The following is a 20,106-nucleotide window of genomic DNA, read 5'->3' on the forward strand; positions in this document are numbered from 1 at the left end:
AATGACCCAATACAGTATATGCAAACGTTTTTAAAAACAATCGTTACTGTTGTATGATGTACTCATGAATGAAGCGCTTTCTTACCTGTGAAATGCAGATACAGAAGGAGCAAGCTAAAAGAAGAACTTTTTTTTTAGCCTTTCTGAAATCGTTTGCGCAGATTACAGCACTACTATTTTCCATCTTACGTTTTTAAAAATTGGGAGGGGTTAAAGTAATGAAATTGAAAAAAATGATGGTTATCACCGCAGCTTTCTCAATGGCTCTGTCCGTTACAGCATGCGGTTCCAACAACAACAGTACGAATAACGGGGGCAACAACGCAGCAAAAGCTACTAATAATGCTACTACAGAGACTGCAGCGCCAGAGAGCACAGATGCAGCAGCAACAGATGAAATTGTACCTGAAGATGGCGCAACTCTAGTGGTATGGGAAAGTAAAGAAGAAAGACCTTTTGCAGATGAGATTGCTAAACAGTTCACAGCAAAATATAACGTTCCAGTCAAGGTTGAAGAATTGGCACCACCAGATCAAGTAACTAAACTTACTCAAGATGGTCCTTCAGGATTAGCGGCAGACGTTATTCTTATCCCTCACGATAACTTAGGTAAAGCGGCAAGCGCGAGCTTGGTTCTTCCTAACGATGTCTTCGGTGAAGAAACAAAAGCTAACAATACTGAAGCTTCGATTATCGGATCTTCGTACGAAGGTGAATTGTATGGTTACCCAAGAGCAGCAGAAACTTATGCATTGTTCTACAATAAATCGCTTGTTAAAGAAGCACCTAAATCATTTGATGATGTTCTTGCATTCAGCAAAACATTCACGGATAAATCGAAAAATAGATATGGGATTATGTGGGAAGTAGGAAACTTGTACTTCAACTACATGTTTATCGCTTCCGATGGCGGATACCTCTTCGGTAAGGATGGTACGGATAAAGATGATATCGGTCTTGCTAACGATGGTGCAATTGCAGGACTTAAAGAATTTGTGAAACTGAAGGAAGCATTGCCAATTAAGAGTGGTGATATCAACAGTGATATCAAACGCAGCTTGTTCAACTCTGGTGATGTAGCTATGGATATCACAGGTCCATGGGAGCTTGGAGGATACAAAGAAGCTCTTGGTGACAACCTTGGTATTGCTCCAATCCCTACAGTGAATGGCAAAACAGCAATTACATTCTCTGGTATTAAAATTTTCGCAGTTAACTCGTTTACTCAATATCCGAATGCTGCTAAATTGTATGCGAATTTTGCTTCAAGCAAAGACGCTCAGCTGTTACTGAACAAAACGATTGGTTCGGTTCCTACAAACAACGAGGCGCTTCTTGATCCACAGATCTCTAGCGATCCATATGTCTCTGTTTTTGCAGAACAAGCTAAGAACTCCCAACCGATGCCTTCTATTCCTGAAATGGGTAACGTATGGAGCCCAGTAAATGCTGCCCTTCCAGAAATTTGGGATAAAAATGGGGATCCAAAAGCAGCAATGGACAAAGCTGTACAACAAATCAAAGATTTGAATAACAGTGCATCCCAATAAGGATCATAATTCACTGTCTTAACAGCATACAGTGAATCAAGCTGCCCGCCGCATGTTTAGCGGCTGGCAGCTTCTTATTTTCACTCGGAGAGGAGAACGGAAGCGAAATGCAACGACATCGCACGAGGGCCGCAATACTGTCGACGATTTTTATGGGATTGGGACAAATATATAACCGCCAATTCGTTAAAGGAATATTATATTTAGCCGTAGAAGCTGTAGCCGTTTTTTATTTTATTGAGAACCTTGCCAACTCTTTATGGGGCATCGTAACACTAGGAGAGAATCCGAGTCGTCTGGTTAAAGTGAAGGGGATCGCCAAGATGGTTACCGGTGATCACTCGATTTATATCATGATCCAAAGCTTGATCACCATCCTTATTCTTATTCTATTGATTATCGCCTGGTATTTGAATATCAGAGATGCTTACAAGATTGGAGAAAAACGTGATAACGGTCTTCAGGCAAACACTTTTAAACAAAGTGTTCGTTATATCCTGGATTACAAGTTTGCTCAAGCGTTTCTAGTCTTGCCGGGCATTGGTGTTCTATTCTTTACGATTATGCCAATTATCTTCATGATCCTGTTGGCCTTTACGAACTATTCCGCACCTGATCATCTTCCACCCGCCAAATTGGTGGACTGGGTTGGATTTCAGACCTTTCGTAATTTATTGGTCCTTAAGACATGGAGCCACACTTTTTATGGTGTATTAACATGGACAATTATATGGGCAGTTCTTTCAACCATTACTACATACTTCGGAGGACTGTTGGTCGCTTTGCTGGTGAGTCAGAAGGGCATTCGCTTCAAAGGAATGTGGAGAGTAATTCTGATTGTGCCTTACGCGGTGCCACAGTTAATCTCGCTTCTGCTCATGCGCAACTTATTTAACGGTCAATTCGGGCCTATCAATCAATACATGGGGTATTTTGGATTGGATGGTTTACCGTGGCTGACTGACCCATTCTGGGCTAAGGTTACCGTAATTATCGTTAATATGTGGGTAGGTATTCCTGTTTCTATGCTGCTTATCATGGGCGTTCTGACTACTATCCCACGGGATATGTATGAAGCTGCTGAGGTGGATGGAGCATCGGGTTATCAGAAGTTCCGTATCGTAACGTTGCCGATGGTATTGTTCTCTACAGCACCGACCTTGATTACGCAGTTTGCAGGTAACATCAACAACTTTAACGCGATCTTCCTATTAACTGGTGGTAGTCCGGTAAATGGTGACTATCAATATGCCGGTTCTACGGACTTGCTAGTAACCTGGTTATACAAATTAACGCTAGATCAGAATAAAAACAACATGGCTTCGGCAATAGGGATTATTATCTTTATCATTGTCGCTTCATTCTCCCTGTACAATTACCGCCGGACGAAGTCATTTAAAGAGGAGGATATGATCCAATGAGCAGAAAAGTCGCGAACTTTATTCGCTTAGCAGGTAGTTATATTATCTTGATTGCTTTGTCGATAGCTGCACTCTATCCTGCCCTTTGGATTCTTTTAGCTTCTTTCCGACCTGGTAAATCATTGTACAGCAAAACGTTTATTCCCGAGCAATTCACTTTATCACATTACAGAGAATTGTTCACATCACCCAGCTATATGTTTGGGACTTGGTATGCCAATACCTTGAAAATAGCTGTTTTCTCGATGCTTATCGGGGTAGTTCTTACTTTGTTAACCAGTTATGCCGTATCCAGATTCCGGTTTAAAGCGCGTAAAACAGCGTTATCCACCGTATTGATTCTTGGTATGTTCCCTGGTTTTATGAGTATGATCGCTATTTATATGCTGCTTAAAGAGTTTAATTTGCTGGATACACATATTGCGTTAATTATCGTTTATGCGGCCGGGGCGCCGCTGGGAGGGACCTTTATCGCCAAAGGTTTCCTCGATACGATTCCTCGTTCCTTGGATGAGGCCGCTCGTATTGACGGGGCGAGCAATTTCGGAATATTTATGCGAATCATCTTACCTTTGTCACGTCCTATGATCACATATATGGCGCTGACTCAGTTTGTTGGACCATGGGTGGACTTCATTTTTGCGAGACTCATTCTGCGGACTAAGGAGAACTGGACAGTTGCAGTGGGGATGTGGGATATGGTTAACACCAATCAAAACACTAACTTTACCTTGTTCTCTGCGGGTGCGGTTTTGATCTCCATTCCAATTATGATTTTGTTTGTATTCTTGCAACGTCTGCTAGTAGATGGCTTGACAGCAGGAGCTAGTAAGGGGTAAACCCATTCGCTCGCTTCATGCTAATAAATGATCAGGGTACAGCCTTTATACAGAAATGGAGGGCTGTACCCTTATTTCGTCATGGGGAGTGAACTTAATGAAAAAGTCCTGGACTCTATATTTTAAATCTGTTGGAGTTAAACTGTTCGTTATTTTATTTAGTTCTATAGTTCTCTTATCCTCCGTGCTAGGATTGACTTCCTATTTTGCCGCTAAAAATATCATTACGAATGAGGTTGCTGCAGCCTCCACACAATCTGTAGTTCAGGCAGCGGACAAGCTGGATTTTGTGCTGGCAGAGTATGAGGCACTATCAAGGCAGTTTGCACTCGACTCTGTGTTAAAGGGTGATTTAGAAAAAATAAATAGCGGCGAGCTTACAACTGTGGCCAAAGCCGGTGCTGAAGATCGGATTCGCAGAAAGCTGGACTTGGTAAAAGGGTCTGATGAGCGGATGTATGGCGTCAGGCTGGTATCCAAGAGCTTGGTAGACTCAGAATCTTATAAGTCTGCTGGTATAAGTGGGATTCGTAGTGATGAAGGCATTTCCGCAAGATTAGAGCAAATTGCCGCAGCTAAAGGAGAGCCAGTCTGGTTTCCCGTTCGTGAGAAAGGCTTTTTTGATGCTTATACTGAGCCCTCCTTAACTATGGGGAGATTGCTACGTAATCTTTTACATCCCGAAGCGGAGTATTACATGCTAATCGAAGTGAAAGGGAAGGCCATGACTGAAATGCTGTCTAACCTTCAGATTGGGATGACCGGTGAAATTCGTATCTTGAGTGCGGATGGCAGCATTGTGTATGGTGCAGATCATGCCAAGCTGGGTCAACCCTCTTACATAAAAGTTTCAGAAGAACAAGGGAAGGAGCAAAATCATTCATTTACAGCGGAGGATGAGAACGGAAGTTCTCAGCTTGTTGTATACCAGCCCCTGGCGACTGCCAAGTGGATGCTTATGGGGTATGCTCCTGTCAGTGATTTTACTAAGTCTGCGGACAAGCTTTTATATATCACATTTTCTGTGGTGCTGGCGGCAGCCTTAATAGCACTACTAATTGGTTATATTCTTGTTCGATTGGTAGGGCGCCCGCTGGGTAAGCTGGCAATCTTGATGGAGGAAGGAGAGCGTGGGAACCTACAGGTACGAACCAATTTCAAGGGCAAAGATGAGATTGGCCGCTTGGGTCAAAGCTTCAACCAAATGATGGAGCAGATCTCCTTACTTGCAAGGCAGAGCGGGAATTCGGCAGATGAGGTCCTCCTTACTTCGGAACAATTAGTACAAGCATCAAGTACAATCTCCCTCCATGCCAGAGAGGTTGCGACCGCTACCGGTGAGATTGCAGCGGGGTCAGCCAGCCTCGCTGTTGAAGCCGAACGCAGTTATCACAATGTTGAGATTATCGGCAACAAAATGAGTGAAGTGACGGAAATAAATACAGTGATGGACCATTCAGCAGAACGGGTCATTGAGGTTAGCAATCAAGGTACAGAGCTGATGAAACTGCTGGTAGAGCAGAGTGAGTCTACGGTAGAGATGATCAATCGAATTCAAGATAATTCTACTAAGCTCAGAGAAAGCACTCATTTAATTCGCAGTATACTCAGCCCTATGATTGCTGTGAATAAGCAGACCAATATTTTGGCACTAAATGCTACCATAGAAGCAGTTAGAGCAGGTGCGGCAGGCAGAGGGTTCATAGTGATTGCTGATGAAATCAGGCAGCTCGCTAACCAGTCGAATGAATCGATTCAATCGGTCTCCAAGATCACGGAAGAGATTGGTCTACATATCGAGAACACCGTTAAGGATATCAATGAAGCCGCTCCTAAGTTCCGTGAACAAATCTCTTCTGTAAGAGAGTCGTCAACGATATTCGCGAGTGTCAAAGAGGAAATGGAACATTTCATGAGACATATTAGTGAATCTTCTGCTTCTGTCCTCGAACTGATTGAGTTCCAGCGTCAACTCGGTGAATCCATGGCCAGCGTAAGCTCCATCGTCCAGCAAACCACTGCTTCGACGGAGGAGGTAGCTTCTATGTCATCTCAGCAATTCACGGTTAGTGAGGAATTGGTTGCCCTATCGGAAAAGCTGGAGGGCTTGGCAGCCGATCTTAAGCACTCTTTGGTTTCTTTTCAAGTATGACAATATTATTCTAATAGAGACGGGCAATTTTCCAATATAATGGAGAGTTGCTCGTTTTTGTTGATTTGATTGCTATCGGACGTTATCTTGTCTTCGAAGTGGCTAAAGAGATACACTTGTATTAAGTAATAAATGAAGAAAGTAGTGATCCATTGACGAACTTAAATCTGAGCCCCAGCGGGAGTCTTTTTCAGCAGGTTTTAATCGAGGGAGATTATAGTCCTCATTTTTTTGCTTACTATTATAAACAGTGGAATAACTACAATATGTCTTACCATCAGCATAATTCAACGGAAATCATGTATTTGATCTCAGGAAGTTGTATCGTAGATGTCCGTCCAAGCTCAGGAGGAGAAGAGAGAGTTCGGCTGAAGCGGGGAGAATTGATCATTTTAGACGCGAATGTTCCGCATAGGCTGATTGTTGAAGAGGGGGCACCTTGTCGGATGCTAAATGTGGAATTTGGGTTCATGGAATATAGAGGGGTTGCACCCTCTGTCGGCAAGCTAGCCCGTGAAGAAACGGCGCTCGCAGAAATGCTGCAGCTTCCTTTTTCCAGTTTAGTAATGCCTGATCCGGAGGAAATCTATCATGTTCTAAAGGGACTTGTGTTAGAGCTTGATCAGAGCGGCGGAAAGGGTGGAAGTATGGTTGATTTATTATTTTGTGAGCTTCTGTTGCGGTTATCCAGACTTCGGCAAGAGCAGCTTCATACCAGCCAACAGCCCTCGCAGCTTTATGTGCGGCGGAGCATTGAATTCCTGCATCAGAACTATGACCAGAACATTCAGGTTAAGGACATCGCTGCCGCAGTTAATCTGCATCCCGGATATTTGCATCGAATTTTTAAGAGCCATACGGGTCGGACGCTCAGCGATTACTTGAACATGCTGCGAATGGAGAAAGCGAAGATGCTGCTTGGGCAGAGCGACATCCCGATTGCTGAAATTGCAGATTACGTAGGAATTAGCAGCAGGCAATATTTTCACCTTCTTTTTAAAAAATACGCCGATTGCACGCCTGTAGAATTCCGCAATTCCATTGAGCGTCACGCCTGGAGTTATGAAGAGCATGATTTTCAGTAGATAGGTTAGGATTTTTGACACCTTCTTTCAAAAGAGGTCATGATATTGGTTACGCTTTCCTAAGGTCCCTTGCTACAATGGACAGGAACAACCAATTCATTACCGGAGGATGATAACCATGTCATTTAAAGTGTCTTTTATAGGGGCAGGCAGCATTGGATTTACCCGTGGATTGTTGCGGGACTTACTAACTGTACCGGAATTTAAAAATATCGAAGTCTCATTTATGGATATTAACAGCCACAATCTGGAGATGGTCACGGAGCTATGCCAGCGTGATATTAAGGAGAATGGTTTAAATATACAAATTCAGGCGACAACGGATCGCAGAGAAGCACTGAAGGATGCCAAGTACGTATTTTGTACTATTCGGATGGGTGGGCTTGAAGCCTTTGCTACGGATGTGGACATTCCCTTAAAATACGGAGTCGATCAGTGTGTGGGAGATACTCTGTGTGCGGGTGGCATCATGTACGGGCAACGCGGAATTGCGGAGATGCTGAATATTTGCCGTGATATTAGGGAGATGGCAGCACCGGATGTGCTTTTGCTTAACTATTCGAATCCGATGGCTATGCTGACCTGGGCCTGCAATAAATATGGTGGTGTTCGGACCATCGGTCTATGTCATGGTGTACAGCATGGGCACCAACAAATTGCGGATGTGTATGGTCTTAAGAAATCCGAAGTTGATATTATCTGTGCGGGCATCAATCACCAGACCTGGTATATTTCAGCAAGTCATGAGGGGAAGGATCTGACCGAAGGTCTTTTAGAGGCTTTTGAGAAACATCCGGAATTCAGCCGTACGGAAAAAGTGCGCATCGATATGCTTCGTCGCTTTGGCTACTATAGTACAGAATCCAATGGACACTTAAGTGAGTACGTGCCATGGTACCGTAAACGCAGTGATGAAATTATGGATTGGATCGATCTTGGGAGCTGGATTAACGGAGAAACAGGCGGTTATCTGCGTGTCTGCACGGAAGGTCGGAATTGGTTCGAGACCGATTTTCCAAACTGGATGAAAGACCCGGCATTGGAGTATACGAAGGAGAATCGCGGGGAAGAGCACGGCTCTTATATTATAGAAGGATTGGAAACGGGACGAGTGTACCGGGGGCACTTTAATACAGTGAACAATGGTGTAATCTCTAATCTGCCAGATGATGCCATCATCGAAGCACCGGGATATGTAGACCGGAACGGGATCTCCATGCCATTGGTAGGTGAATTGCCGCTGGGTCCTGCCGCCGTATGTAACGTGAGCATTTCAGTGCAACGTCTGGCGGTTGAAGCAGCTGTACACGGCGATGATAAGCTGTTACGTCAGGCATTTATGATGGATCCACTCGTTGGTGCTGTATGTAATCCAAAAGAAATCTGGCAGATGGTCGATGAGATGCTCGTCGCAGGGGAACAGTGGCTGCCTCAATACAGCGAAGCTATTGCTAAAGCCAAGGAACGTTTGGCTTCAGGAGAGCTTATCCCAACGAACGCTAACAACGAGGGCGCTGCTCGCCTGAAGGTGAAGACGGTGGATGAGATGATGCAGGACCGGGAAGCAGCGAACAAAAATGCTGGTGAGTCTGATAAAGGCAAGGATAGAGAGAAGGTTCAATAAGGTGTAGCATTGAAAGCTTTTTAACTATAAATAACCTCCACATTCCATAGTTTGGGATTGGAGGTTTTTTTAGGATGGAAATCTAAGAGGGGGAAAAACAAAACAGCAGTCATAGCTTACGAAAATAAGCTGACATGGGTGGGGAGTACAAGTTTATCGGTACCGATCCAAATTGTGAAATTAGGTTTATAGTAGGAGTTATTATGTAACTGAAAAAAGAAAGTTAGTTTAATTTCACTGGCTTATTTTTTTATCTATATCGTAGCGCCGAGGGCTACAGTAATCCCACACAGTTGCCCTACATACTATACTGACGCATTCCTCGATACTTACGGACTCAGATGAGCAATTTGCCCATCCCCGATACTTGCGGAACCGGATGACGCTATTCGTCCATTCCACGATACTTGCGGGCCTAGATGACGCTATTTGCCCATCCCCCGATACTTGCGGACCTAGATGACGCTATTCGCCCATCCCCCGATACTTGCGGACCTAGATGACGCTATTTAGCAATTTATCGCCTTTGGAGCGTATAATCGGACTCCAGTGCAGCTATTGCTCAGAATGAAGCTCGTTTTTGGTGTTTTTCATGCCTATAGCGGCTATGGGGTCCGATAGCAAGCCAAATATGCGATAAAGCTACGTATAAGGTCATCTGTGTCCGAAAGCGCCGATCTCCCAGAATCCCACAGTTGCCCTACATACTATTCTGACGCATCCCCGATACATACGGACCCAGATGACCCTATTCGCCCATCCCTCGATCTTGCGGACCCAGATGACGCTATTTAGCAATTTATCGCCTTTGGAGCGTATTATCGGACTCCAGTGCAGCTATTGCTCAGAAAGAGGCTCTTTTTTGGTGTTTTTCATGCCTATAGCGGCTATGGGATCCGATAGCAAGCCAAATATGCGATAAAGCTACGTATAAGGTCATCTGTGTCCGAAAGCGCCGATCCCCCAGTAATCCCTCAGTTGCCCTAATTGGATTTCCAGCGCATTCCCTGATACTTACGGACCTAGGTGACACTATTCGCCCATCCCTCGATCTTACGGACCCAGATGACCCTATTTGCAAATTTATCGCCTTTGGAGCATATTATCGGACTCCAGTGCAGCTATTGCTCAGAATGAGGGTCGTTTTTGGTGTTTTTCATGCCTATAGCGGCTATGGGGTCCGATAGCAAGCCAAATATGCGATAAAGCTACGTATAAGGTCATCTGTGTCCGAAAGCGACTAACCCCAGAATCCCACAGTTGCCCTACATACTATTCTGACGCATCCCCGATACTTACGGACCCTGGTGACGCTATTTGCCCATCCCCCGATACTTGCGGACCCAGATGACGCACTTTGTCCATCCCTTCATCTTACGTACCTAGATGACGCTATTCGCCCATCCCTCGATCTTACGGACCCAGATGACGCTATTTGCCCATCCTCCGATACTTGCGGACCTAGATGACGCAATTCGTCCATCCCTCGATCTTACGGACCCAGATGACGCTATTTGCCCATCCCCTGATACTTGCGAACTTAGATGACGCAATTTACGAAGTTTGTTGTTTTGTTCAAGAAGGAGCAACGCCAAAAACGCGGATGTCCCATCAGCCATTTTTGGCTTTTGGGATACCCGCGTTTTGGAGTGGGGGATTAAGAATTAACCGTACCCTTTGGACTAAAGAAGGTCTTCAGCGCCTGATACACTTCTTTTTTGTCTTTAATGACGTAATGCATGAATTGTTCATGTTTCAGATGGCGATAAGCTGACATCAAGGTACTGCTTCGATTGTATTGGTTCACCTCACCGTAGCCGAACATATTGCTTCGTTTCAGCAGTTCTCCGATCAGCTTCACGCAACGTTCGTTGTCGGAGGTGAGATTATCACCATCGGAGAAGTGAAATGGATAAATATTGTACTGCGCAGGCGGGTAGCGGCTATCGATAATTTCAATCGCTCGTTGATATGCCGAGGAACAAATCGTTCCCCCGCTTTCGCCACGGGTGAAGAAATCATGCTCACTGACTTCCTTAGCCTCCGTATGGTGGGCGAGAAAAACAATCTCTACCTTCTCATACTGGCGGCGCAGAAAACGGGTCATCCAGAAGAAGAAGCTGCGGGCGCAGTATTTTTCAAATGAACCCATCGAACCTGACGTATCCATCATCGCAATAATGACCGCATTGGAATGAGGTGTTCTAATATCATCCCATGTTTTGTAGCGCAGATCATCTGGGCTGATACTGTGAATGCCGGGATTTCCGCTGCTTGCATTGCGTCGGAGATTCTCCAGTAGCGTACGTTTTTTATCGATGTTGGACATCATCCCTTTTTTACGAATATCGTTAAAAATTATGGATTTGACCTCGATCTCTTCCTTATTCTTAGGCTTCAGATGAGGCAATTCCATATCCTGAAACAGAATGTCCTCCAGATCTTCCAGATTGACCTCTGCTTCCACGGTATCTTGGCCCGGCTGATCACCTGCTTTTTCTCCTTTGCCAGGCTGTGCCGATTGTGAATCGCGCCCAAGCACATCGCCAACCTGACTTTCCCCGTCGCCCTGTCCTACATGCTTCTGTTTACGGAAGTTATAAATAATCCGGTATTCATCCAGACTGCGAATCGGAACCTTCACAATCTGCTTACCGCCTGACAAAATAATATTTTCTTCGGTAACGAGGTCAGGCAAATTATCCTTGATGGCTTCTCTGACCTTTTGCTGATGGCGTTCCTGATCCTGATGACCTTTACGATGAAGGGACCAGTCTTCTTTTGAGACTACGAAGGAAAAGGGACCGGATGATTGCGACAGGATGACCACCTCCCATGGAATATGAAATGTTGATTGAGGCAATTTTTTGCAAAGTATATATTTGGATCCCCCGCAAAGCACCTGAGTACGCATAGAAAGCAAAGCCTCACTTTGTGGGGATGTTTTGGGGTTGTAACTAAAGTATATTCATGGGGATGAGGGATATGTGATTTCTTATTCACTGATCTCATCTACGGTCAGCACATAGCTGTTAGATTGGCTTTCGCCAGAGTAGTTACGTCCATCCATATTGAAAGAGTATTGAGCATTTACGGAGCCCTTAAGGAAACGACCCATTACCTGTTCACTCACCTGGACAAAATAATGAATGTTAACCATAGATGCAGCATTAACTACCCCCAGCGGCAAGGTGCCGGCAAATGAAGATTGTGGATTCGGAACTCCATCAATCACAATGCTGTTGGGATCAAGAAAACATTTTTCCGGGGTTAGCCGATTCAGAGATATTTCCGCAGGCCAATTTCCACTATTGGTTAGTGAGATCCAACATTGGACTCGCTCTCCTGATTCTACAATAGTTGGTTTTGCATGGACTACGAGTGAAATGACAGGTGTGACTACTAAGGTGGTAACGGTATTGGAACGAGAGGTTTGTCGTACGGTCCGTCCGTCTGGAAGCACAAAGGTATACTGAACACTACCATGGTTTTGTACGGCTGCGATTTCATGAATGTTAATGGCTGCAGGTATACTCACTTGAAAAACTACAACTGCTGTAGTTCCGCCTCTTAAAGTACCTAACTGGATGCCTTCCGCTGGTCGTGCACTTTTTTGCAACACTCCATTTAAGAGAACACTATCCCATACGAAAAGAGTACCTGAAGGTATAGCATCTGTTAGGACTGCATTTACAGCCAGATTCCCGTTGTTCGTTACCGTAAGCTCATATCTCAAATTATCGCCCGGAGCTGCTGTAACATGATCCACTTTTTTACTAATGTTGACCCCCGCTTGGACAAGTGAGACAACCGCAGTGTTACTTTCGGTCGTAATTGTATGCTCATCGACTGAATAGGTGACAACCGCGCTGTTGGTTAAGGCCAACGAGGGAGAAAACTCTGTTACTCGGACACGAAAAGTAATATCAACGCTTAGGTCTGTGTCCAGCGAACCGAGTAATATCCCCTGAGCCGGGTCTGATTCTGGGTAATAAATCCCACCTGCAATGACACTCCCCGGTATAAACACCGCCCCGTCCGGAATAGAAATTATTGCGTTGATTTGAGTTAAAAGGCTGTTGCCTTCATTTGTAAGCCGCAAGGTGTAAGTGACTACATCCCCTATAAAAGAAGTCGGAGTACTTGCAGACAAGGAGGTCGAGAGCTGGTAGGAGCGTAAAGAAACCTGTACGGAATTTGAAAATAGATCACCTTTAACGATTCTTCCCTCCGGTGTGGAAAAAGAAAAACGGCCTAGCGCTTTATTTTGCAGCACTAGGGAAGACGGCAGGGAAATGATGACGACTTGAAAGGCGATGCTCACTTGATTCTGCGGTGCAATAGAACCAAGGGGGATGCCTGAAGACGGTGTAGCCCCCGGAAGAGGCACACCGTCTCTGAGCACACTGTTGGAAATAAAGGATACACCTTCTGGAAGAATGTCAAACACCGTCAAAAAAGCATCTGTATTTCCATTATTACTGGCTGTAATGGTATACACCAAAGTGTCGCCTAAAGAGGCGTGGAGTTTATCTGTACTCTTCAGCAATGAAAGCACGGGGCCCACGACCGGGGTGTTAACGGTATTGGAATAGACAATTCCGTCAACACCCGCTGCCGAGTTGAAGAGTACCATGGACTGATTGGTTACGACAGGTTGGGTACGTGAGCCGGGAATCATAACGCTACTACCTGAACCTGGAAGGTAATGGTTGAAGAAGCACCTGCAGCAATTGTACCAATTGCGATTCCCGAAGCCGGACTGCCACTAGGACGTGGGGCTCCATCTACGGTAATGCTTCCCGTTACGAACTGGCTGCCAGCTGGAATAGGGTCAACCATGATGACATTATTAACTGGTGCAATCCCTAAATTGGTGACAACAATCGTATAGGTGATGATATCGCCAACAACCGCATCAATAGAAGTAGTGCTCTTAACCACACTTACGTCAGGTGAAGATACAGGGATAATTAGGACATTTGAGACAGAGGATCCCGTGAGTGAACGTCCATCTGGTGGTGTGAATGTGAAATTTGCTGTAGCTTGATTGACCAATTGCTGCGGTGAAGGCAGGGACGCAATAGTAACCTGTAAGGTAATCGTTACTGTTACTGTACTTCCCGGAGCTACCGACCCAATACTTAAGCCAGTAGCCGGATCTGATCCTGGTTGTGGTACCCCATTCACGAGCACGCTGTTTGGAACAAAGACAGCTCCGTTCGGAATGGTATCGGTAATAACTACATTTGCTATGAGGTTACCAGTATTCGTCACATTTAAGGAGTAAGTAATCGTATCTCCGACAGTTGCGGCGGTTCTGTCCGCCCCTTTGACAACTACAATGATAGGTTGATATACCGGAATAACAAGTGTATTTGAGAATGAAGATCCTGAGAATGCGCCGGAGGTGAAACTGACGGAAGCTTGATTACTAAGCGTTGCAGGATTAGGCAGCACATTGACAATCGTGTTGAACGAGACTTGGAAAGATGCTCCCGGTGCAAGTGTACCGAGCGAGATCCCGTTCGCTGGGTTGGCGCTAGGGCGTGGAGTGCCATCTACGGTCACACTGCCAGCGACAAAGCTAGAGCCTGCAGGTATTGGATCACTGAGGTTAACGTTACTGATATTTGCTATTCCACTATTGGTAACAGTGAGGTTATAAGTGATGGTATCGCCAACAACGGCATCGGTAGCTGTCGAAGATTTAGTGACGATAACGTTCGGTGAGGATACTGAGATTGTTGTTGTATTGGAATTGATCGAATTGTTAAATGTCCGTCCATCTGGAAGTGTGTATGCAAACGTGACGGAAGCTTGATTGAGCAGCTGTTGGCTTGCCGGCAATGTTGTGATAAGCACTGAGAACATTACAGACAGGCTTCCATTCGCGGAGATTACCCCCAGTGGGATCCCGGCAGCTGGGTCTGCTCCTGGAGCAGGAGCGCCTTGAATGAGTACACTATTTGGAATAAACGTTGTACCCGCTGGAATGGTGTCACTCAGGGTTGCTAAAGCTCCGTAGTTACCTGTGTTGGTCACATTTATAGTATAAGTAATCGTATCCCCAACGGTAGCATTGACTGAATTGGAGCTTTTTGCTGCTGCAAGGATAGGCAGATAGACAGGCGTCGTGACGATATTTGAGAAGGCTACATTTGAGACAACACCTGAGGTGAAGCTGACTGTTGACTGATTATTTAACAATCCAGTAGGCGGCAGTGAAACTACATTTACGGTAAAAGCAACAGTTACGGTTACACCGGGTGCTATGCTGCCTAGGGTCACTCCAGTAGCTGGGCTAACTCCTGTGCGAGGCACACCGTCCACAAGCACGCTGCCTGTCACAAAGGTGGTGCCGGCAGGAAGGGCGTCTGTGAAGACCACATTATTTACAGTGGCAATCCCGTTATTAGTTAAAGCTATGGAATAAGTAATAGTGTCACCGACTGTAGTTGATGTTGTGGTTGTAGTTTTAACTACAGCAATATTAGGTGAGGAGACCGGAATAGTGACGGTGTTAGAGAGTGCAGACCCATTAAGTGTACGTCCGTCGGGTAAGGTGAAGCTGTATGCTGCGGTTCCTTGATTGACCAGTTGCTGAGGACTAGGCAATGAAGTGATGTCAACCGTGAAAATGACTACGGTCGTTCCTCCAGGCTGTATTATTCCAGCTGCAATTCCGGTGGAAGGATCCGCTTGCGCTAATGGGAGTCCATTGATGAGCACACTATTCGGAACAAAAGCCGTACCTGCGGGAATATTATCCGTCAATGTTAAATTAGCAGCATAGTTTCCTGTGTTACTCACTGTCAGTGTGTAGCTAACGGCATCGCCAACCGTGGCATTGGCTGTACTAGCACTCTTGACTACGGCAATGTTCGGCTGGAACACAGGGACAGTAACGGTATTAGAAAAAGTGGAGCTTGAAATAACACCTGAAGTGAAGGTAACAGATGCCTGATTGATGAGTGAAGCTGTAGGAGGGACGGAGGTAACAGTAACACTGTAAGTAACCAGCGCTGATGCACCGGCTGCTAGAGTGCCGATAGATATCCCCGAAGCAGGATTCAAGTTCGGGAATGGAACTCCGTTGACAGACACGCTGCCTGTTACAAAAGTACTCCCTACCGGTGTAGGATCATTGAGTAAGACGCTAGTAACAGATTCTATACCATTATTAGTTATATTGACGTTGTAAGTGACCGTTTCACCAACAGCAACTGATGTTGAAGTAGTGCTCTTGGTAACGACAATGTTAGGAGCAGAGACTTGTAAAGTTACAGTGTTAGACACCGCAGTCCCAGATAACGGTCTACCGTCAGGCGGAGTAAAGGTAAAGCTTGCAGAAGCCTGATTACTAATCTGCTGAGGTGTTGGCAGGGAGATGATATCAACGGTGAAGCTGACTGCAATACTGGCACCAGGAGCGACATTTCCTACAGCTATCCCTGTATCAGGGGCTGATCCGGGTTGAGGCATGCCACCTACAATGACACTATTAGGAACAAAAACTGTACCTGCTGGAATGTTATCAGTTAGCGTAAGATTTGCAGCCAGATTACCTGTGTTGCTAACAAGCACTGTGTAGATGACAGAATCACCGACAACTAAAGCATCGAAATCGCCATCTCCATCAGCGGCACTTTTTAATAAGGAGATTTGGGGCTGAATAACTGGTGTAGTTGTGATATTAGATGAAGAAGAACCGGAGAATACACCGGATGTAAAACTGACAGACGACTGATTGTTAATCTGTGATGGTATCGGCATCGTTATCCTCACCTCGAATGTTACGGTAGCTGTGGCGCCAGGGCTCAAACTACCGATTGGAATGCCGGCGGACGGAACTGCTAGCGGCAGGGTAGTGCCACTTACAATTACGGTTCCGGGAATAAAAGCGACATTCTCAGGCAGAGGATCGCTGAGAATGATATTGCTTACTGTTGCAATACTGTTGTTGGTCAATACAGAGGTAAAGGTAAGGATATCACCAGTAACAGCAGTAGCAGCGTTTACGCTTTTTACAACACTGACGTTAGGGGCGGACACTGGGACAGAGAGCGTATTGGACACTACATTTCCACCGAGCTGACGCCCGTCTGGAAGGGTGAAATTATATGTCGCTGAAGCAGAGTTCAGCAATACTTGTGATGGAGGCAGGGCTGTGATTGTGACCAGAAAACTTACGGTGACACTATCACCAGGAGCGAGCGGTCCAACTGGAATGCCAGTTGCCGGATTATATCCGGGCAAAGGTGTTCCTCCAATAATGACACTATTCGTGTCAAACACGGCTTGGGGTGGCAGGATATCAGTTACTAATAGAGTAGCTGCAATATTCCCGGTGTTGCTGATCAGGATGGAGTATGAGAGAGATCCCCCTACAGATGCCTGGGCTGCATTGGCGCTTTTGACCATACTAAGGATGGGCTGAAATACAGGTGTTACTATCGTGTTTGAGAGCGAAGAACCGGTGAACGCCCCAGAGGTGAAGGAGGCGCTGGCTCTGTTTGTAAACTGTGCTGGACTTGGCAAGGAAGCAACATTCACTCTAAAAGACACCGTGACAGAGCTGCCCGCGGCGATACTTCCGATTGCTATACCTGTACTTGGGTTAGCCGCTGCAACCGTCGAACCGTTGACAGTCACACTGCCTGCTACAAAAGCTCCCCCCGTAGGAATAGGGTCAGAGACAACAACGTTAGTAACAGTGACGCTGCTTGGGTTGGACACTATGACTGAATAAGTAAGATTTTCTCCAACCGCTACATTAGTTAGATTTGCAGTTTTGGTTAGTGTAATGTTGGGAGCGGAGACCGGAATGGTTAGGGTATTGGATAGACTGGTCCCGGAGAATGATCTTCCACTTGGCAGTTGGTAGGTGTAATTGCTACTGCCTTGATTATTCAGAACAGGTGGAGCAGGCAGAGATTGTACAGAGACAAGAAAGGTCACAGGAACAGCTGCCCCAGAAGCTAAAGTGCCTAAGTTAATTCCTGTAAGTGGAGAGTCAGCAGGTCTAGCAACACCGTTAACAGTTACACTTCCCGAGACAAAGGCGCTTCCTGAAGGAATATTGTCGCTCAGGGTTACAGCCGCCCCGATATTCCCTGAATTCTGAACATTTAACGTATAAAGAATATTGCCACCTACAGTTGCACTGGAAACGTTCGAGCTTTTTGCAATTTGGATTACAGGCTGATACACGGGAGTTGTAGTCGTGTTTGAGACTGAAATGCCAGTAAAAGCACCCGAGCTAAAAGAGGCACTAGATTTATTCAATAGCTGAGCGGGACTTGGTAATGAGATAACGTTGACTTGAAAAGTGACGGCAACGGAGCTTCCGGGAGCGATGGTACCGACAGCAATCCCTGTTCCAGGATTAGCTGAGGGTTGTGATACACCGGCGACGGTGACACTTCCGGGAACCAGCGATGTACCCGCAGGTATGGTATCTGAGAGTGAAACGTTGGTAACTGCTGCAATTCCGTTGTTACTGATTACTGAGGTGTAGAGCAGTATATCTCCGACAGTTACGTCGGTGAATCCAGCGCTTTTGACTACGGTAACATTGGGTGTTGTAACGGGAATAGACAAAGTGTTGGACGAGGCAGAACCAGTTACCGTTCGCCCATCTGGAACTTGAAACGTATAAGCGGCGCTTGCTTGGTCAACCAACTGCGGCGGTGAGGGAAGACTATTCACGATGACCCGAAATTGAACAGTAGAACTGCCACCGGCGGCAACCGTACCGATAGCAATCCCCGTGGCAGGGTTACCAGCGACAGGATTTCCATTGACGGTGAAGCTGCCTGCGACGTAAGAGCTGCCTGAGGGAATGTTATCCGTAAGTGTTGTTACCGCGCTGATATTTCCTGTGTTCGTGATTTGAAGGGTATAGGTGATCTGATCTCCAACCGTAGCATTGGTGGTATTGGCTGATTTCACAATGTTAAGGACGGGTGAATATACAGGTAAGGTTACTGTATTAGATGGAATGACCCCCGTCATGATAGGGCCTCCGGCTACACTTTGAAACGTAAAGGCAGCGTTGGCAGTATTTGCGATATTTTGTGGACTTGGCGGCAATGAAGTGACTTTGGCTTGATATGTAACCGTTATTGAACTGCTTAAAGCTAATGAGCCTAATGGGATTCCTGCTGTAATATCAAAAGTAGGCCTTACGACGCCAGCAACGACTACGCTTCCAGTTACAAAAGTGGATCCTGCCGGCAGCGCATCTGATAAAACGACACTTGCTGCTCCTGCTGTTCCTGTATTACTGACAGTCACCGTATAAGTTACCGTATCACCGACTATGGGGCCGGCTACATTAGCGCTTTTAGTGAGGTTTATTTTAGGAGCATTGATATCAACCTGTATGGCATTACCGTTGAGTACATAAGCATCGCCTGAGGTGGTTAATTGTAATACGGCTGAAGATTGATTGTTTATCAGCCGGGCGGAGACGTCAACATTGGTAATATCCCAGCCTTGACGGCCGCCGATAATGTTGGTCCCTGGGTTTCCGTTGGTTTGATTGCGGTTTCCAAAGGTACCTGTTGTGTTTAGATTACCTGCATCATTGTTAATCTGTGACGCAAAAAAGTTGTTGGCAAAGTTGTTTGGTCCCGATAAAGCAACAAGTGTAGCCGAGGTTGGACCAAATAACGCTTGATCCCCCGAACGGTTGGCATCCCCCTCCTGTGCGCTGAATAACGCTCTGCCGCCAAGCGCACCTGTAATTGGTGTTGCGAAGCCTGTGATCGTAGTTGAAACTGGGGCTGAGGTTGCCTGTACAAGTATTGCACCTGCCCGTAGGGACATATTGCGAAAAGGTAAGGCTGTATTTTGGTAGATTACGCCTAATGTCCAGCCAGCATGGTTGGCCGTGGAATCACTAGGGATAACAATCGTACCCACTACACCGCCAGTGGTGTAGGTGCCGGCGCCGCCTTGTTGGATAATGCTGGTCACGTTGGCGGAACGAACATATGCTGATGCACCACCTCCCAAATCGACTACGTTGCTCGTTGCTGAATCGGGAGTAACGCTGAATGTATTGCCAGCAGGAGTTATTAGGGAGACAGGATTGTTAATGGCCGAACTGAGGTTAACGGTTCCGTTAATATAGGTACCGCCCCATATCAGTTCTGCATACAGCACTGTGCTGCCAGATGGTAGGACCAGTATGGCTGCTGAACTGTTGCTTGTATAAAGACTAGTAGTTCCGCTAGGATAGGAACCAAATGTCGATGAAGTATTAACAGTAGTAAAGCCACCGATGCTGTCTAGTGTCCCTGGCACTCCGATCGTATCGGAGCGGCTAAGTCCAAGCGTGTTGCCGGTAAATGTGATAGCACCGGTCGCATTGATCGTTGCCCGTACGACTAGTGGAATGATTCTCACCTCCTTCGAGGTTGATTTTG

Annotated in this window: 9 protein-coding genes; 6 read left to right on the forward strand and 3 right to left on the reverse strand. The window is 45.9% G+C overall.

Annotation, left to right across the window (positions count from 1 at the left end):
* Nucleotides 1-218: 218 nt before the first annotated feature.
* The 6 genes from MHH89_RS30600 to MHH89_RS30625 all read left to right on the forward strand — a co-directional run bounded on the left by MHH89_RS30600 (nucleotide 219) and on the right by MHH89_RS30625 (nucleotide 8,671).
* Nucleotides 219-1,550, forward strand: a complete 1,332-nt coding sequence (locus tag MHH89_RS30600) for a sugar ABC transporter substrate-binding protein (RefSeq protein ID WP_076126469.1) — start codon at nucleotides 219-221, stop codon at nucleotides 1,548-1,550.
* A 107-nt stretch (nucleotides 1,551-1,657) separates the two neighbouring features.
* A complete protein-coding gene (locus MHH89_RS30605; RefSeq protein WP_036684375.1) occupies nucleotides 1,658-2,971 on the forward strand; it encodes a sugar ABC transporter permease in 1,314 nt (437 codons plus the stop codon).
* Nucleotides 2,968-3,810, forward strand: a complete 843-nt coding sequence (locus MHH89_RS30610; RefSeq protein WP_076126471.1) for a sugar ABC transporter permease — start codon at nucleotides 2,968-2,970, stop codon at nucleotides 3,808-3,810. Before MHH89_RS30605 ends, MHH89_RS30610 begins: the two co-directional genes overlap by 4 nt.
* A gap of 97 nt (nucleotides 3,811-3,907) precedes the next feature.
* Nucleotides 3,908-5,962: a methyl-accepting chemotaxis protein gene (locus MHH89_RS30615; RefSeq protein WP_341088762.1), complete on the forward strand. Its 2,055-nt coding sequence runs from the start codon at nucleotides 3,908-3,910 to the stop codon at nucleotides 5,960-5,962.
* A 167-nt stretch (nucleotides 5,963-6,129) separates the two neighbouring features.
* Nucleotides 6,130-7,047, forward strand: a complete 918-nt coding sequence (locus tag MHH89_RS30620; protein ID WP_076279416.1) for an AraC family transcriptional regulator — start codon at nucleotides 6,130-6,132, stop codon at nucleotides 7,045-7,047.
* Nucleotides 7,048-7,165: 118 nt separating this feature from the next.
* The gene (locus tag MHH89_RS30625) at nucleotides 7,166-8,671 is read left to right on the forward strand and encodes an alpha-glucosidase/alpha-galactosidase (RefSeq protein ID WP_076126474.1); all 1,506 of its coding nucleotides are present in this window, start codon (nucleotides 7,166-7,168) and stop codon (nucleotides 8,669-8,671) included.
* Nucleotides 8,672-10,328: 1,657 nt separating this feature from the next.
* Here MHH89_RS30625 and yhbH read toward each other — a convergent pair.
* The 3 genes from yhbH to MHH89_RS30640 all read right to left on the reverse strand — a co-directional run bounded on the left by yhbH (nucleotide 10,329) and on the right by MHH89_RS30640 (nucleotide 20,086).
* Entirely contained in the window at nucleotides 10,329-11,492 is a 1,164-nt protein-coding gene (gene yhbH / locus MHH89_RS30630) for a sporulation protein YhbH (RefSeq protein WP_036684553.1), read from the reverse strand.
* 174 nt (nucleotides 11,493-11,666) lie between these two features.
* Entirely contained in the window at nucleotides 11,667-13,352 is a 1,686-nt protein-coding gene (locus MHH89_RS30635) for a DUF11 domain-containing protein (protein WP_076310226.1), read from the reverse strand.
* Nucleotides 13,349-20,086: a DUF7507 domain-containing protein gene (locus MHH89_RS30640; protein WP_341088763.1), complete on the reverse strand. Its 6,738-nt coding sequence runs from the start codon at nucleotides 20,084-20,086 to the stop codon at nucleotides 13,349-13,351. Before MHH89_RS30640 ends, MHH89_RS30635 begins: the two co-directional genes overlap by 4 nt.
* Between the last annotated feature and the right edge of the window lie 20 nt (nucleotides 20,087-20,106).

The organism is Paenibacillus sp. FSL H7-0323, from assembly GCF_038002725.1.
GTDB classification, from domain to species: Bacteria; Bacillota; Bacilli; order Paenibacillales; family Paenibacillaceae; genus Paenibacillus_AQ; species Paenibacillus_AQ odorifer.

Bases quoted from the DNA above. Each gene is read 5' to 3' on its own strand.
- MHH89_RS30600 (WP_076126469.1), top strand. From the start codon at position 219: ATGAAATTGAAAAAAATGATGGTTATCACCGCAGCTTTCTCAATGGCT.
- MHH89_RS30605 (WP_036684375.1), top strand. From the start codon at position 1,658: ATGCAACGACATCGCACGAGGGCCGCAATACTGTCGACGATTTTTATG.
- MHH89_RS30610 (WP_076126471.1), top strand. From the start codon at position 2,968: ATGAGCAGAAAAGTCGCGAACTTTATTCGCTTAGCAGGTAGTTATATT.
- MHH89_RS30615 (WP_341088762.1), top strand. From the start codon at position 3,908: ATGAAAAAGTCCTGGACTCTATATTTTAAATCTGTTGGAGTTAAACTG.
- MHH89_RS30625 (WP_076126474.1), top strand. From the start codon at position 7,166: ATGTCATTTAAAGTGTCTTTTATAGGGGCAGGCAGCATTGGATTTACC.
- MHH89_RS30635 (WP_076310226.1), bottom strand. From the start codon at position 13,352: ATGATTCCCGGCTCACGTACCCAACCTGTCGTAACCAATCAGTCCATG.